Origin of the sequence: Rhizobium sp. S163 (genome assembly GCF_030380805.1) — a bacterium.
Taxonomy (GTDB): domain Bacteria; phylum Pseudomonadota; class Alphaproteobacteria; order Rhizobiales; family Rhizobiaceae; genus Rhizobium.
Genome location: NZ_JAUDSA010000012.1, coordinates 420,403 through 436,569, shown reverse-complemented (window position 1 = coordinate 436,569; position 16,167 = coordinate 420,403). Strand labels below are relative to the sequence as shown.

Annotated in this window: 9 protein-coding genes; 1 reads left to right on the top strand and 8 read right to left on the bottom strand. The window is 63.3% G+C overall.

The features are described 5' to 3' along the window. Positions 1-117 precede the first annotated feature (117 nt). Positions 118-1,365: an NAD(P)/FAD-dependent oxidoreductase gene (locus QTL96_RS11750; RefSeq protein ID WP_113198461.1), complete on the bottom strand. Its 1,248-nt coding sequence runs from the start codon at positions 1,363-1,365 to the stop codon at positions 118-120. A gap of 157 nt (positions 1,366-1,522) precedes the next feature. After that, complete coding sequence (locus QTL96_RS11745; protein WP_289727816.1) at positions 1,523-8,530, bottom strand: hypothetical protein; 7,008 nt, start codon at positions 8,528-8,530, stop codon at positions 1,523-1,525. Positions 8,531-9,280: 750 nt separating this feature from the next. Between QTL96_RS11745 and QTL96_RS11740 the strand changes: the two genes are divergently transcribed. Then, entirely contained in the window at positions 9,281-10,402 is a 1,122-nt protein-coding gene (locus QTL96_RS11740) for a mechanosensitive ion channel domain-containing protein (RefSeq protein ID WP_289727815.1), read from the top strand. 23 nt (positions 10,403-10,425) lie between these two features. Here the strand turns inward: QTL96_RS11740 and QTL96_RS11735 are convergent, their stop codons facing one another. Genes QTL96_RS11735 through QTL96_RS11710 form a run of 6 tightly spaced genes read right to left on the bottom strand, consistent with a single transcriptional unit; the run spans position 10,426 to position 16,100 of the window. Continuing rightward, complete coding sequence (locus QTL96_RS11735) at positions 10,426-11,103, bottom strand: polysaccharide deacetylase family protein (protein ID WP_113168274.1); 678 nt, start codon at positions 11,101-11,103, stop codon at positions 10,426-10,428. Positions 11,104-11,105: 2 nt separating this feature from the next. Further along, entirely contained in the window at positions 11,106-12,056 is a 951-nt protein-coding gene (locus QTL96_RS11730) for a glycosyltransferase family 2 protein (protein WP_112818892.1), read from the bottom strand. Positions 12,057-12,104: 48 nt separating this feature from the next. Then, positions 12,105-12,377 (bottom strand): acyl carrier protein, encoded by a 273-nt coding sequence (locus QTL96_RS11725; protein WP_112818893.1) that lies wholly within the window; start codon positions 12,375-12,377, stop codon positions 12,105-12,107. A gap of 44 nt (positions 12,378-12,421) precedes the next feature. Then, positions 12,422-13,648 carry a pyridoxal-dependent decarboxylase, exosortase A system-associated gene (locus QTL96_RS11720; protein WP_289727814.1) on the bottom strand — a complete coding sequence of 409 codons (1,227 nt, stop codon included), beginning with the start codon at positions 13,646-13,648 and terminating at the stop codon, positions 12,422-12,424. Continuing rightward, complete coding sequence (locus tag QTL96_RS11715; RefSeq protein ID WP_113168272.1) at positions 13,645-15,234, bottom strand: acyl-CoA ligase (AMP-forming), exosortase A system-associated; 1,590 nt, start codon at positions 15,232-15,234, stop codon at positions 13,645-13,647. Before QTL96_RS11715 ends, QTL96_RS11720 begins: the two co-directional genes overlap by 4 nt. A gap of 17 nt (positions 15,235-15,251) precedes the next feature. Next, complete coding sequence (locus tag QTL96_RS11710) at positions 15,252-16,100, bottom strand: hypothetical protein (protein WP_289727813.1); 849 nt, start codon at positions 16,098-16,100, stop codon at positions 15,252-15,254. Positions 16,101-16,167: the final 67 nt, after the last annotated feature.

The following is a 16,167-nucleotide window of genomic DNA, read 5'->3' as shown; positions in this document are numbered from 1 at the left end:
CAGGGGGCTATCCCTTGAACCGACTTTGTCGCACGAACAGGTTTCAAACCGATGAATCGCCACACTTGCCGCGGGTTCTGCGATTGCACGCCCGTGTGTCACGCAAGGACACATCTATCACGGTTTTAGCTGAAGCGCGGCGATGACTTCGTGTGCTGCGCGCTCGCCGCTTTGCAGCGCCCCATGGGCGGTCGAAAAGTCCGTGCTGTGCGTTGCTTCCCCGGCGAAGAACACGCGCTCGTCGTATGATCTCGCGAGCGTAAGGCGGGCGTTGGAGTGGCCGGGTAGAGCGTGGCTGTAGGCGCCGCCGATCGATGCCGTCCTGGTCCAGTCCGATGCGATAAGCGGGCGGAGATTGCGCCGGATATTGCTGCCGAACAGATGGGCGAGCTGATCCGTGGCGCGCGCGAATGCAGCTTCATGGCCGCGCTCCGCCACGCCGCGCGCGCCGGCACCGCCGAGAAAGCATTCGATCACGGGCTGGCCAAAGGGGCGGATATAGTAGCTGCCGGTCGATGCGTCGCGGGGATCGCCGATAAGATGCGTCTCGTCCTCGAAGGGAGCGGAGCCGATGATTTCAAGGAAGAGCTTCTCGTTGGCGCCAAGCGGCAAGCGGGCTGCCGCCTCTCGCCATGCATCCAAAACCGACGGCCAGCGGATCGTGTCGCCTGCCAGAATATTGGTGGAGATGGTGACGATGACCGCGTCAGCGCGCACGATGCCGACCGATGTCTTGATCTCGACGCGACCCCCATCGAGCCCAATCGCTTCAACGGGCGTCGAAAGCCTCACCGTTGCTTCGGCCGGTATGGCGGCGCTGACGAGTGCGCCGTAGCCTGTTGCGACGCGCCAGTTGAAGTCCGTCGAGGCTTCGTTGTAAGCCGCGTAGTCCTTGCAGGAAATGTGTTCGAGTTCGTCGCCGCTGATGTAGCCGCTGAGCGCTTGCAAGTAACTCGTCCAGCCGTCCGCCGGGTCGAGCGCATCGGCGGCGATGTCGGAAAGGGGCGGGGTGGCGGAGACGCGATCCGTCCACCGTTCGAAGGCGATATGGGCCCCATCGCGCTCGGATGGAGTGAAGCCGAGATCACGAAATTGCCCGCCCCAGGCGGACGGGCGGCGATCGACCGCGATGGCGATCTCGCCGGCGATGCGGGTCCAGGGATTTCGATCGCCGGAGTGAAGCCAGCCGCAGCCGAGATCGACGACGCTGCCCGCTGCCGTTTTCGTCCAAGCACGGCCGCCCTTGCGATCGAGAGCCTCGAGCACCAGTGTTTTCAGACCGGCCTTGGCGAGCGTTCGGGCCGCACCCGTGCCGGCCGCGCCGGCGCCAATGATCACAACATCGGGCTCTTCCATCATCGACATGGCCTAGGCGACTTTCCTTGCGGTCAACTGAATACGAACGTCTCCGCCACATGCTCCATAAATGGCTTGTCGATCAATGCCGTTTTCAGGCTCTTCTCTGAAACTACGAACCATTGCGGGCGCGGCATCGAATTCCGCCGCGCCCACAATCAGCTGCTTATCCCAGATAGGACATGATCACCGAGGCAACCTGAGACGATTCACTCGTGTCCGGCGATGCTGCGGCCGAGGTCGTTGTCTCCGACGGCGTGGTGGCCGTCGTCGTGGTCGTTGTCGCGGCGGCGGCGCTTGCGCCAGAGAGCGGGCCGTTGGTCAGCGCCTGCACCTGGGCAGAGGTCATCGCGTTGATCTGAGCCGGCGTGAAGGCTTCGGCCTGGCTCACTGTCAGCGCGCCGAGCGCTCTCGTGCTCAAGCCCGAAACCGCGCTGGAGCTGAGCGCGATGATGCTCTCGGGCGAGAAGCCTGCCAAGTCATCCGGACCAAGGGCTGCGGCCTGAACCACATTGAGCGCGCCGATCTGGGTGGTCGACAGCATCCCGATCTGCGCCGTGCTCATGGCCGCGACCTGGCTATAGCTGAGCGCCGCCACCTGGCCCGTGGTCAGTGCCGCGATGTCGCTCGACGGCAGGGTCGAAAACAGCGCCGTCGTCAGCCCCTTGATCGAACCTGGCGTGATGGCCGCGAACTCCTCGGTCGATAGCGTCTGCAGCTGGCCACTCGTCAATCCTGCAAGCCCGGTCGAGCTCAGGGCCGCGATCTGGTCAGTGGAGAAGGTGCTGAACTGATCTGTGCTCAGCGCGTGAATCTGATCGCTGGTCAGGCCTGAAACCCCAGAACTTCCCAGAGCCGCGATCTCCTCGGTGGAGAGTGATGCGATGAAGTCCGTCGACAGTCCCTTCATGGCGCCAGAGCTGATCGCCGCCAACTTGGCGGGTGTCAGTGCGTCCAGGCTGGACGAAGTCAGACCCTTCAGCGCATCCGAACTGAGTGCCGCGATCTGGCTTGTGGACAGCCTTTCCATCTGGTCGACGTTGAGCGCGCCGGCCTGGGTGCTGCTCAAGCCGGCAATCCCCTTCGCGCTCAGCGCCGCCACCTGCTCGACCGAGAGCACGGCGATATCGCCGGTGCTGAGCGCTGCGATTTGGGCCGAGCCCAGCGCTCCGATCTGGCTTGTCGACAGCATCTCGACCTGGCTTGTGCTTAAGGCAGCGATCTGGGCGGTGGAAAGACCGGCAATGCCGGCTGTGCTCAGCGCGCCGATCTGCTCGGCCGAAAGCGAAGCGATCGTCGCCGGCGACAGCCCGGAGATCGCAGCAGAGCTGATCGCGGCGATATCGGCCGTCGAGAAGCTGTCGAGATCATCCGTTCCGAGTGCCGCGATCTGCTTGGAGCTCAGCGCGCCCACCTGCAGGCTGGTCAGCGCTTCTGCCTGATCGACGCTGAGTGCGGCGATCTGGTCGGTGCTGAGGCCGGCGATGCCTGCGGTGCTCAGCGCCGCGATCTGGCTTGGCGAGAGCGAGGCAAGGGCTGCTGTCGAAAGGCCGGAGATGGCCGACGAGCTGATCGCGGCGATTTCGGCCGTGGTGAAACTGTCGAGATTGTCTGAGGTCAGAACCGCGACCTGCCGCGAGGAGAGGGCACCGATCTGGATGCTGGTCAGCGCTTCCATCTGGTCGCTATGCAGTGCGACGAGCTGGCCGGTCGAGAGCCCCGCTATGCCTGCCGTGCTCAACGCCGCGATCTGTTCCGGCGAAAACGCGCTGATGTCGGCTGTGTTCAGCGCCGCGATCTGCTTGGAGGTCAGCGCGCCAACCTGGGAGGTCGTCAGTGCTTCCACCTGGTTGGTGCGCAGCGCGCCGATCTGGTCGCTGGTGAGGCCTGCAATGCCGGTGGGGCTAAGGGCCGAGATCTGGTCGCCCGAAAGCGAGGCCAGCGCTGATGTCGAAATGCCTGTTATTGCGCTGGAGGTGATCGCGGCCATGTCGGCGGTGCTGAAACTGTCGAGATCATCGGTTCCGAGTGCAGCGATCTGCTTCGAGTTCAGCGCGCCTACTTGAACGCTGGTGAACGCCTCGACCTGGCGCACGCTGAGCGCACTGATCTGATCGCTGGTCAGGCCCGCGATCCCCGCCGTGCCGAAGGCGGCGATCTGGTCGATCGAAAGCGCCGCGATATGGTCGGTGGCAAGCGCCCCGACCTGCTTAGAGGTCAGCGCGCCGATCTGCGCTGTTGTCAGCACCTCCACCTGGTTGGAGCCGAGCGCGGCCATCTGGCCGCTGGAGAGACCGGATATCCCTGCCGAGCTCATGGCGACTATCTGTGCGGTCGACAGCGCGCTGATCGCGGCGGTCGAAAGGCCAAGGATAGCGCCCGAGCCAATGGCGGCGATGTCCGCGGTGGAGAAGTGCGAGAGATCGTCCGTGCCTAGGGCGGCAATCTGCCTTGAGTTCAGGGCGCCGACCTGTAGGCTGGTCAGGGCCTCAGTCTGATCGGTGCTCAATGCCGCAATCTGGTCGCTGCTGAGACCGGGTATTGCCGCCGTGCTCAATGCGGCGACCTGGGCGGTCGTCAGTGATGCGAGGTCGTCGGTGCCAAGCGCTCCGATTTGCCGCGAGCTCAACGCGGCGATCTGGCTCGTCGTCAGCGCGCCGATCTGGTCGCTGCTGAGCGCGCTGATGAGATCGACAGTCAGGCCGGCGATGCCAGCAGTGCTGAGCGCTGCGATCTGGCTCGTCGTCAGCGTCGCGAGGGCGGCTGCCGACAGGCCGGCGATGGCGCCGGAGTTGATCGCGGCAATGTTCTTCGCCGACAGGATGGCGATATCGTCGGTGCTGAGAGCCGCCGTCTGCTTCGAGCTCAGGGCTCCGATCTGCGCCGAGGTCAACGCTTCCACCTGATCGGTCCGCAGCGCCGCGATCTGCCCGGTCGTCATCCCCGTGATCGCTGCCGTGTTCAGCGCCGCGATCTGGCTCGCAGAGAGCGCCGCGATCGTGCCGGTCGAAAGGCCGGCGATGGCGCCGGAGCCCATGGCCGCCATATCCTTGGTCGAGAAGGTTGCAATGTCATCGGCAGTGAGGGCGGCAAGCTGCGAGGAGCTCAGGCCGCTGATCTGGCTGCTGGTCAGCGCTTCCGCCTGGGCGGTACTGAGTGCCGCAAGCTGCTGGGTGGTCAGACCTGCAATCGCATTCTTGCTCAGCGCGGCGATCTGCGCTGTGGTCAGGGCCCGGATCGTATCCGTCGACATTCCCCCCAGCGCGCTTGACGTGATCGCGGCTATATCCTTGGTGGAGAAGGTCACGACATCCTCAGGTCCGAGGACCGAGAGCTGGCTGGAATTCAGCGTTCCGACCTGGTTGCTGGTGAGCGCCTCCGCCTGTGCGGTCGAAAGCGCCGCCAGCTGCTGCGAGTTCAATCCCGCGATGCCGCCAACCGAGAAAGCGGCGATCTGTGCTGTGGAGAGTGCCGCTATGTCGTCCGTGCGCAGCGCGCCGACCTGAGAGGAGCTGAGGGCTGCCATCTGCTTGGTCGAAAGCGCCAGGATTTGTGTGTTGCTGAGGGCCGCGACCTGGCTGGTCGACAGGCCGGAAACGCCGGACGAGCTCATGGCCGCCAGCTGCTGGGTGGTCAGTCCGGCCATGTCGCCGGTGCTAAGCCCCGCGACCTGCTTGGTAGTCATCGCGGCGATCTGACTGGTGCTGAGCGTGTGCAGCTGCGCGCTGTTCAGCGCGTCGACCTGATCGGATGTCAGACCCGTGATGCCCGCTGGCGTCAGGAAGGCGATCTGGTCGGTGGAGAGAACGCTGACATGGTCGCCGAGTGCTGCGACCTGCGCCGATGTCAGCGCCTTCACCTGTGCGGTCGAAAGCTTGGCGATCTGGTCTGTGCCGAGTGCTGCGACCTGGGTGCTCGTGAGGCTCGCAAGAGCGCTGGTGCTCAGCAACGCGATCTGAGCGGTGGTCAGGCCTGCAACCGCATCAGTGCCGAGGCCGGGCAAGCCTTTGTTGGTGATTGCCGCGATATCGGCGGTCGAGAAGGTCGCGATGTCCTCAGCAGAAAGCGCTGAGAACTGCAGCGATGTCAGAGCCGCCACCTGCACGGGCGACAGCGTCTCGATCTGCGACGTGCTCATCGCGCCGATCTGCAGGCTGGTGAGGCTCGCGATCGCGCTGGTGTTGAGCGCTGCGATCTGCTCGTTCGTCAGGCCTTCGATAGCGTCGCCGCTGAGGCCCGAGATGGCCTTGTTGGTGATCGCGGCGATATCGGCGGTGGAGAAGGTGGCGATATCATCGGCGCCGAGTGCGGCCATCTGCGCGGAGCTCAAAACCTTCACCTGCGCCGGCGACAAGGCTTCGACCTGTGCTGTGCTGAGAGCGCCGATCTGGTCGCTCGTCAGGCTCACGACCGCATTCGTGCTCATGGCCGCGATCTGGGCGGTTGAGAGCGTTGCGAGCACGTCCGTACTCAGGCCCGGCAGCGCTTTGTTGGTGATCGCGGCGATATCGGCGGTCGAGAAAGTCGCGATATCGCCGGCGTCGAGCACGCCAAGCTGCAACGAGGTCAGTGACATCACCTGCAGCGGCGACAGAGCTTCTACCTGCGCCGAGCCGAGGGCGTCGAGCTGATCGGTCGTCAGGCTGGCAATCGAGGTCGTGCTCAAGGCCGCGATCTGGGCGGTGGTGAGCGCCGCGACCTGGTTGGTGCCCAAGGTGGAGATCTGCAGGGTCTTCAGCGCGTTGACCTGGGCGGTCGTGAGTGCGCCGATCTGCCCCGAGGTCAGGCTGGACATGTTGAGGCCGGGGATCGCCTTGCTCGAGAGCGCGGCGATATCGGCCGTCGAGAAGGTTGCGATGCCGTCTTCGCCAAGCGCCGAGAGCTGCAGCGAGCTCAGCCATGCCACCTGCGCCGGGGTGAGCGCCTCGACCTGGCTGGTGTTCAAAACCGCAAGCTGTGTCGTCTTCAGCGCGCTGACTTGCGCGGTCGTCAGCGAAGCAATCTGGCCGGTAGAGAAAGTGGCGATGATGTCTGTGCTGAGACCCGGTATGGCCTTGCTGGTGATCGCCGCGATATCGGCCGTCGAGAAGGTCGCCATGTGATCGGCATCGATCGCTGCGAGCTGTACGGAGGTCAGCGATGCGACCTGTGCCGGTGTCAGCGCCTCAACCTGATCGGTGCTGAGTGCCGCGATCTGGCCGCTCGTCAGGCGTGGGATCGCCGTCGAGTTCAACGCCGCGATCTGGGCGGTGGACAAGGTCGGGATGATATCGGTGGTCAGGCCGTTTATGGCCCTACTGGTGATGGCGGCGATATCGTCGGTGGAGAAGGTTGCGATGTGCTCGGCGTCGAACACAGCTAGCTGAACCGAACTCAGCGCCTTTACCTGCGTCGGCGACAACGCTTCCGTCTGGTCGGTGGTCAGCGCGGCCAGCTGGTCTGTTCCGAGGTTCGCGATCTGCGCGGTGGACAGCGCCGCGATCTGCGCGGTCGAGAGCGAATCCATGTTGAGGCCGGTGAAGCCCTTGCTGGTTATCGCGGCGATATCGGCTGTCGAGAAGGCTGCGATATCGTCGGCACCGAAGGCCGCGATCTGCGCCGCGCTCAACGCCTTGACTTGCGCGGGCGTCAAGGCCTCGACCTGCTCCACGCTCAGCGCGTCGATCTGTTCGGTCGTCAGGCTGGCGATTGCGGCCGTGCTCAGCGCCGCGATCTTTGAGGTCGAAAGCCCTTCCAGCTGCCCTGTGCTGAAGCCAGCGATCTGTGCGCCGAGCGAGGTGATCTGGCTGGTCGAGAACGACGCGATCTGGTCTGCACTCAAGGCTTCGAGCTGGCTGCCGGTGAGGTTGGCGATCAGGCTCGTGGACATGGCGGCGATCTGAGCCGATGAAAGCGCGCCGAGCGCATCCGTGCTCAGTCCCGACATGGCGCGGCTGGAAATCGCGGCGATCGCGGCGGTCGAGAAGGCTTCGATATCGGCGGCGTCGAGTGCGGCGAGCTGCCCGGAACTCAGCGCCTTCACCTGTACCGACGATAGCGCCTTGAATTGTTCGTCGTTCAAGGCCCCGAGCTGCTCGGTCGTCAGGCTCGCGATCGAACCAGTGCCGAGGGCGGCGATCTGCACGGTTGACAGCGCCGCGATGGAGCCCGGGCTGAGGCCCGCGATGGCCTTGCTGCTGATGGCTGCGATATCGGCGGTCGAAAACCCAGCGATGCCGTCCTGGTTGAGAACGGCAAGCTGGTCGGAGGTAAGTGCCTTGACCTGCTGCGGCGTGAAGGCTTCTACCTGTTCGGGGCTGAGAGCTCCGATCTGTTCGGTTGTGAGGCTCGCCAGCGCGCTGGAGCTGAGCGAGGCGATATGGGCTGGCGAGAACGCTTCGATCTGGCCGATATCGAGCGAGGCGAGCTGCGCCGTCGTCAGCGTGTTCGCCTGGGCCGTCGTCAGCGCCGCGATCTGTTCGGGCGACAAGGCCGACAGGTTCAAGCCCTTCATGGCCTTGGTGTTGATCGCGGCAATATCCTCGAGCGACAGCATGGCTATGTCATCGGGTCCGAGCGCTGCCAGTTGCGCAGACGTCATTGCCGCCATCTGCGCCGGTGAAAACGCTTCGACCTGGTCGGCGCTCAATGCGCCGATCTGGCTGCTCGTCATCGACGCGACAGCGCTCGTGTTCAAGGCTGCGATCTGATCGGGAGAAAGAGCCGCGAGTGCCGCCGTCCCGAGACCCTGGATGGCCTTGGTGATGGCGGCGATATCGGCGGTCGAAAAGGTCGCGATATCCTCGGGGCTGAGTGCCGCGAGCTGCGCGGTGGACAGCGCCTTGATCTGGTTCGGGGTCAGGGCTTCCGACTGCTCGGTCGTCAAGGCGCTCAGCTGCGACGTGGTCAGGGCGGAGACCTGGACGGATGTCAGGCTCTCGATGGCATATTTGTTGAGCGCGTGCAGCTGATCGAAGGTGAAGCCGACGATGGAAGTCTTAGCGATTGCGCTGAGCTGCTGCGAGTTCATCGCCTCGACGTCCTCGACGTCGAGCGCCGCGATCTGAGAGGACGATAGGGCCTTGACCTGGGCCGTGGATAGCGACGCGATGTCGTCGGTTGTCCATGCTGCGACCGCCGCGGACGAGAGGGATCTGATCTGCGTTATCGTCAGCGTGGATGCAACCGTCGTCATGCTCATCAATCCCAAGTGTTCAAATGGCGTCAATAAAAAGCCGGGTCGAAATTCCGATACCGAACGGCAGGCGGCTTCCGGCCCCAAGGTCTGAATGAAGAATCGGTCACCCAAGCCCGCGCAGCTATGAGCCGCAGAGTAGGTTGTGTGGCTTGTCCGAACCTGAAATTGTAGGTGGTCTCCCCCCAACAGATAGGTGCCCGCTGTCGACAAGAAGGCTAGGTCGCCGGCCTTGCCCGCAGCTGGTGTCGTGCTGCGTCTTAGCGCGGGCACTATCAGCGACTGCGAAAATGCAAGAGGCCGGTGATTTCACACATGTCCAAAATTATCACGAGATTGTCACATGCCGGAATCACGGCTCCACTACACGGCGACGCAAAGCGAATAGGATTTGCGCATGCCAAAAAGTGGACGAATGAACGTGTATGGGACGGTTCTCTCCGTACCCTGCATCTTTACCGAGAACGATAACGGCGGAACGATCCGCGGATGTCCGCGATTCCTCGCGCTCGTGGCCGGAAAACAGAGTATCCGACTGCTCGATACGATTAGCGGCAGATCCACGCCGATCGCACTTCACCGCATCGATCGACGCGGCAGAGCCCGGTTTCGCTGGCTCTGACGTCACGTTGAGACCGGGGCTTTTCTGTCTAAAGCGCGGTGCCTCCCGCAAGCGCGACCGGTCACGACAAGGATGATTTTCACCGCCTCGACCTTTCCTATGCTGCATTGCACTCTAGCTGATGTCGTATGGAACGTTTCATTCTCCACTTTCAGGAGGCAACAGCGTGGCTGCCCGCTTGGCTTGTAAGCATCGGTGTCCTTGCCGCTGCACTGGCCATGGGTTTGATGATCCATCGTCTCGCTTTTCGCTTTCTGAGCGGCGTGGTCGAAACGCGGGATTTGTTCTGGCGATCGCTGGTCTCGCGCGGCCGCCGGCCGCTTAGGCTCAGCATTCTGACCCTCACGCTGTCGCTCTGCGCCACGATCGCGCCGCTAACGACGCCGCAGGCGGAGTTCATCCGCCACATCCTGCTCTTGGGTTTCATCGCCGTCGTCGGCTGGATCACCAAGACCACGCTGCACATCTGGATGACGGTCTATCTGCGTCGCTTCAAGCTCGACGCCGAAGACAATCTGCTGGCTCGTACCCACGTCACCCAATCGCGCATCGGCGAGCGTATCGCCGCCTTCATGATCGTCGCGATCACCATCGCGGCAGGGTTGATGACCTTTCCGGCCGTGCAGCAATATGGCGTCAGCCTGCTCGCCTCGGCGGGCGTTGCCGGCATCGTGCTCGGCCTCGCCTTGCAGCCGGTATTAAAGAATGTCTTTGCCGGCATCCAGCTTGCGATCACGCAGCCTATCCGCATAGACGACGCGTTGATCGTTGAAGGCGAGTGGGGCAATGTGGAGGAGATCACGTCTACTTATGTCGTGGTCAAGCTCTGGGATTGGCGAAGGCTGATCCTGCCGCTCAGCTATTTCATCGAGAACCCTTTCCAGAACTGGACACGAGAGAGCTCCTCGCTGATCGGTACCGTCATGATCTATCTCGATTATTCGGTGCCGGTTTCCGTTATCCGCACGAAGGTCGAGGAAATAGCCGCCGCCTCCAAGCTGTGGGACAAGCGGGTGGTCGCCGTGCAGGTCACCGATTTCCGCGAAAACGTCATGGAAATCCGCATCCTCATCTCGGCCTCCAATGCGCCGAAGACCTTCGACCTGCGCTGCGAGATGCGCGAGAAGATCATCGACTTCGTGCAGCGGGAATATCCGGCAAGCTTGCCGCGCGTGAGGGCCGAGGGGGCGGCCAACTTCAATGGCGTGATGGGAGCCGAAGCGGCGGTTCGGGCCTCGGCGCAATCCTGACTGCTGGGGGCCGCGCTAGGGGGTCAGACCCATTGCTTCAGCTGCATGCGGGCCGCTCTCCGCAGTCGGCTCATGGCGGGCATGTCTCCCGACAGCGCGTCGCTCAGCGCTTCATCCGTCGTGTCGGATCGAACCGAGGTTCGGGCCTGAAGGAACGCAGCGGAATCGGCGCTCCCCTTGTCGCTGGAATAGGCGCATCTGTATCCCGCACGCCGCAGCCGCGACAAAACGGCGGCGTTGTATCGGCCGAAGGGGATGGACGCGTCCGTGATCTCGAAACCGCACACCTCTTCCAGCACGCTCTTCGACGTCTTCAATTCCTCGTCGAGTTCGGCCGGGGCAAGGCTCGACCAGTCGCGGTGGGCGATGCCGTGGCTGCCGATGGGCATGCCCATGTCAACAAGCGCGCTGATATCGGCCTTGTCCAGCGATCCCGGCTCGCCGATCCGGCCGGTCAGCACGAAGAACCGCGCCGTCAGTCCACGCTTGGCGAGCGCAGGTGCTGCGATCGTGAGGTCGGAGGTGTTGCTGTCGTCGAAGGTGATCGCCAAGGCGTCGCGGTCGGGGTGATCGGCGATACGGTCGAGCATGTCGTTGAACCGCGCGACACTCAGCCAATAGGGGGCCTCGCCCGGTTCCAGCGGCCGTTCAGGCTCGCCGATGCCGTGAAAGTTGATGATCCGGAGCGCCGTCCTTGCCATTCTCAGCTCCGGCGGATCGCCATGAATTCGGTCGGCGATTTCAGCGGCATCAGTGCGCTCGATAGCGCCGCCCGGTGCGCCGCTCCCCGCCAGCAGCGGATCGCCTGCCCGAGTGCAATGCCCAGCCTGAAGAGCGATGTCTGCAGTGCATTGTGGTGGCGGCCGTAGTAGCGGATGCGATTGGCGGTCATCAGTGCGAAGAGACGCGCATTTCGGCCGCTGCCGCCGCTTTCATGCATGACCTGCGAGCGCGGTTCGAACACCACCTCGAAGCCGGCCTCGCGAACGCGCCGGAGATAATCGACCTCCTCGCTGTAGAGAAAGAAGGATTCGTCCCAAGCACCGATCAAGTCCCGCACCCGCGCGGATACCAGCAGCGCTGATCCCGTCGCCCATTCCACGGTGCCGCTGCGGCCGTAGCGCGCCGCGCCGCCGATGACTTCTCCGAGACCAACGCGCATCGCAAGCGTACCTCCGAGCAGAGCATCGGCCCAGGCCGTCATAATCGACGGCTCGCGCCGGAGCGTTGGATCGACCCGACCTTCTTCGGTGTAGTTGAGCGGAACAACAACGCCGGTTGAAGTCTTTTCAGCCCGCTCAATAAGCGGTCGCGCCGCGTCGGGGTAGAGCCTGAGATCGGGATTAAGGATGAGCAGATGCGATCCCGGATGCGCCCGCGCCGCCGCCGCATTGATTGCAGCCGCATAGCCGGCATTGTAGCCCATGCGGATCACGGTCGGCGAAACCGGATGCGCTTCGGCCAGCTCCGCCGATCCGTCCTTGGATTCGTTGTCGGCGATCAGGACCTCGAAGCGGTCGATGCCGGCAAGACCCGCCGGGATCGAATCGAGCAGCGGCGGCAGCGCTCCCGCGCTGTTATAGGTGACGATAATGACGGAGAGCGCCGGCGAAGCCCCTTCCGTATCGCGCGTGATCGGACGATCTCGTTCCATGACTGCCAATTTATCCCCCACCGTTGATTGGCCGCGAAGCCACGGTTGCTAGTGAAGCTGCTTGCGATCAATGAGGCTGCGGTCAACGAACTGCGCCAGCGATCCGACGGTTTCGAACACCTCGCCGGTGAAATCGCTATCGTCGATCTGGAAGCCGAAACGCTCTTCGAGCGCGGCCGCAAGGCTCAGCACAGCGAAGGAATCGAGCTCCGGAATGTTGCCGAGTAGCGGCGTTGCGGCGGTCTCGATCCGATCCCGGTCTTCGATGCCGAGCGTTTCGATGATGACGTCCTTGACGGCCTCGAAGGTAGACGAATTCATGATACCCCTCTTAATGTTGCCGGCTACCCGCCGGTGAAATCAAATCAGACAAGAACTTCCACCGGCATCGGATGCCCGAGGAACGCCGTCGGACTGGCGGTCAGGCCATAGGCCCCGGCCTGGAAGATGACGACGAGGTCGCCGATCTCGGCCGGCGGCAGCATCACGTTGTCGGCAAGCAGATCGAGCGGCGTGCACAGACAGCCGACGACGGAGACTGCCTCGCGCTCGCTTTCCTGCACCCGGTTGCCGATCACGACAGGATAGTTGCGGCGGATGACTTGGCCGAGATTGCCCGATGCCGCCAGCTGATGATGCATGCCGCCGTCGACCACCAGATAGGTGCGCCCGCGCGACACCTTTCGGTCGACCACGCGCGTGACGTAGACGCCGGCTTCGCCGACGATGTATCGGCCGAGCTCGATCGTTACGCGCGCATCGGGCAGCTGCGGCCGGATTTCGCCTTCGATCAGCTCCTTTAGCTTGGCTCCGACGGGCACCAGATCGAGCGGCTGATCCTTCTCGGAATAGGGAATACCGAAGCCCCCGCCGAGGTTCAGATAGCGAACGGGCCACGGCGATTGATCCGCAAGCCCCATTAGCAGCGCGACGTTGCGCGTCAGTGCTTCGCACAGGATATCGGCGTGCAGGTTCTGCGAGCCGGCGAAGACGTGAAAACCGAGGAGATCGAGATCGGTGACACGGAGCGTTTGAAGGAGATCCGGAACCTGCTCGACATCGATGCCGAACTGCTGCGGCCCGCCGCCCATGCGCATGCCGGAGCCCTTGACCTGGAAATCCGGATTGACGCGCAAGGCCACGCGCGGCCGGATGCCGAGCTTGTGGCCGATATCGGCGACGCGGGCTGCCTCGTTGGTCGATTCCATCTCGATTGTCACGCCCGCCGCAACGGCCTGCGTCAGCTCCGCCGTCGTCTTCCCGGGACCGGCGAAGCTGATGTTGTTTGCCGGTACCGGCGTGTCCAGTGCCGCCTTCATCTCGTATGCCGAGGCGACGTCGAATGCGTCGACGAGGCCGGCGAGATGCTGGACGACGGCCGCCATCGGGTTGGCCTTCACCGCGTAGCTGAGCTTGACGTCGGCGGGCAAAATCGAGCGGAGATAGCCGATGCGCGAGGTGATCAGGCCCCGGTCATAGGCGAAGAACGGCGTCGATCCGACACGCTCGGCCAAGCGATCCAGTGGTATGCCGCCCACGGCCATACAGCTTCCGACCGGCTCGAACATGGAAATGGAAGGGTGCGAACTCACGAACCTAATTGCTCCCTCAATAGAACCCGATCGAACTTTCCGTTCGGATTGGTTGGAATGGCACTCATTTCAACAACCTGCGACGGAACCATGTACTGCGGCAGGGTCCGGCGGAATGCGGTCAAAAGGGCGCTGACATCGAGCGAGCTGGCGATCGGGCTCGCGACCAGCACGATCCGCTGGCCGAGCGCGCCGTCTTCGACGCCGAGCGCGACCGCGTCCTTGGTAAGGCCGGTGGCGTAGGCCACTTCCTCGATTTCGGTGGGGCTGACGCGGTAGCCCGATGTCTTGATCATCTCGTCGCGCCGACCGACGAAGAACAGGAAGCCCTCCTCGTCGGCAACGACGGTGTCGCCCGAGAAGACGGCGAGCTCAGGCGCACGCCAGCTCGCCTCGCTCCCCGGCACCGGGCGGAAACGCTCGGCGGTGCGGGCGGGGTCGTTCCAATAGCCCATCGAGACGAGCGGGCCGCGATGGACAAGCTCGCCATGCTCGCCCGGATCGCAGCGCGAACCATCGGGCCGGACCACGAGAATCTCCGCGTTGGGGATCGCCTTGCCGATCGAATCCGGCCGGCGGTCGATCTCGGACGGGTCGAGGTAGGTTGAACGGAACGCTTCGGTGAGGCCATACATCAGATAGGGAAGGGCTTGGGGAAACAGGCTGCGCAACCGATCAAGCGTCGCCTTTGGCATGCGGCCGCCAGTGTTGGCGAAGTAGCGCAGTCGCGCAGCCGTTTCGGCAGGCCAGTCGAGTGCTGCCACCTGGATCCAGAACGGCGGTACGCCGGTGATACCAGTCACCTTGTGTTTCTCGCAGAGGCGTATGACATCGCCGGGCAGCAAATAGTTCATCAAGACGACATGCGCGCCGGAATTAAACGCGGTCGTCAGCTGGCTGAGGCCAGCGTCGAAGCTCAGCGGCAGAACCGAGAGAATGGTGTCTTCAGGACCGTTCTTCAAATAATGGCTGACGCTTTCCGCGCCGACAATCATGTTGCGATGGCTGAGAACGACGCCCTTCGGCTTTCCGGTGCTTCCCGATGTATACAGAATGGCCGCCATATCGTAATCGACGGCGACGATGGATGACGCGGTTTCCTGCTCCTGCGAAAACGACGGCGCCCAGCCATGCAGGCGGACCTTACTGATGTCGAGCCCCCGTATATCGCCCGAGGCCTGATCGACGAGCACGATATGCTCGAGGGCCGGGTGATCGGCGATGTGTTCCTGCAGCTGCAGCAGCCGATCGTGCGATGTCACTAGGACGCGGACATTGCAGTCTGCGAGGATATAGGCGACCTGCTGCGGCCGCAGCAGCGGATTGACCGGAACGGTAACGCCGCCTGCCGCCGTCGTGCCGAAGATCGAGACCACCGTCTCCGTCCGCTTTTCGAGCAACACGGCCACGCGGTCGCTTCGCTGCAGGCCGAGGTCGCGAAGGGCGTAGGCAAAGCCGCAGACCCGTCTCCACAGCTCGCCGTAGCTTACGGTTTCACTCTTGTATGTGAGCGCGGGTAGGTCTGCGTATTTCTGCGCGGCCTGGAGAACGAGGTGGGACAGGTTGATCTTGATTGCTGATTGCATGTGTACCTACTCCCCTACTACCAAGGCACGCACGTGAGTTCGCTGTAGAGATAGTCAACCTGGTCGGCCCCCAGTCTGCTGCTTCGAAACATCTTAGGTCGTGGCGAGCGAAGCGCGATCGACAAGCGTGGACGGGCAACGCCGAGCCTGTTTTCCAACAGAGTCATCGGGATGCCGAAGTGGGTCAGCAAGTAGCCGTAAACTTGCTGCGCGGCGTCCTGGAAAAGCTTGGGATCGCCGACGTAGAGGATCGAGGCGAACAGCGGCAGGCGCTTGCGCCGGTCTCTCCGAAATATCACATAGCAGCGCTGCTGGCCGCGCGTGACGACAATGTGGTGTGCGGCAGGCGCATTGGCGTGGTCGCGATAGATCTCAAGATCGCGTCCGTCGAGGCTGGTCTCGATTGCCTTTCGGTCGGAGATGATGCGGATGCCGGTCCCGATACGTGGCACCGGTAAGTTGACGATCAGTGCGGCGGCGGTATCCAGGTCGCTGAAGTTCAGGCGCCGGTTTAGGGGAACGACGTTGCCGCTCGGCGATAGGTCGGTGAAAGTATAGCCCTGCTGGCCAAGTATAGCCCGGATCAATCTCAGGCCGTGCGAGCGGTAATTTTCGTCAACGCACCAGGCGGATAGATTGCAGACATTTTCCGTGAGATCGCTGACGTGGCGCTCCGAATAGAAGGCGACCTGCGCGCCAACAACGTGCCCGTCACACATAAGCATGAAGCCGTGGTTCGGTGCCGTGGTTTGCCATGAGGGACGGATCGCGGAGGCCCATAGGGCGGGCGAGAGCCGGCTGTTCAGTTCCGCATGCAGGAAGTCCGCGACCGAGGCGATGTCGCCTGCGGTTATCGGGCATATCACGACGTTCCGTCCCGTCGCTTTCAAAACAGTGTTTGACACAGCCCGCCACTTCCTTTGCAACCACTCG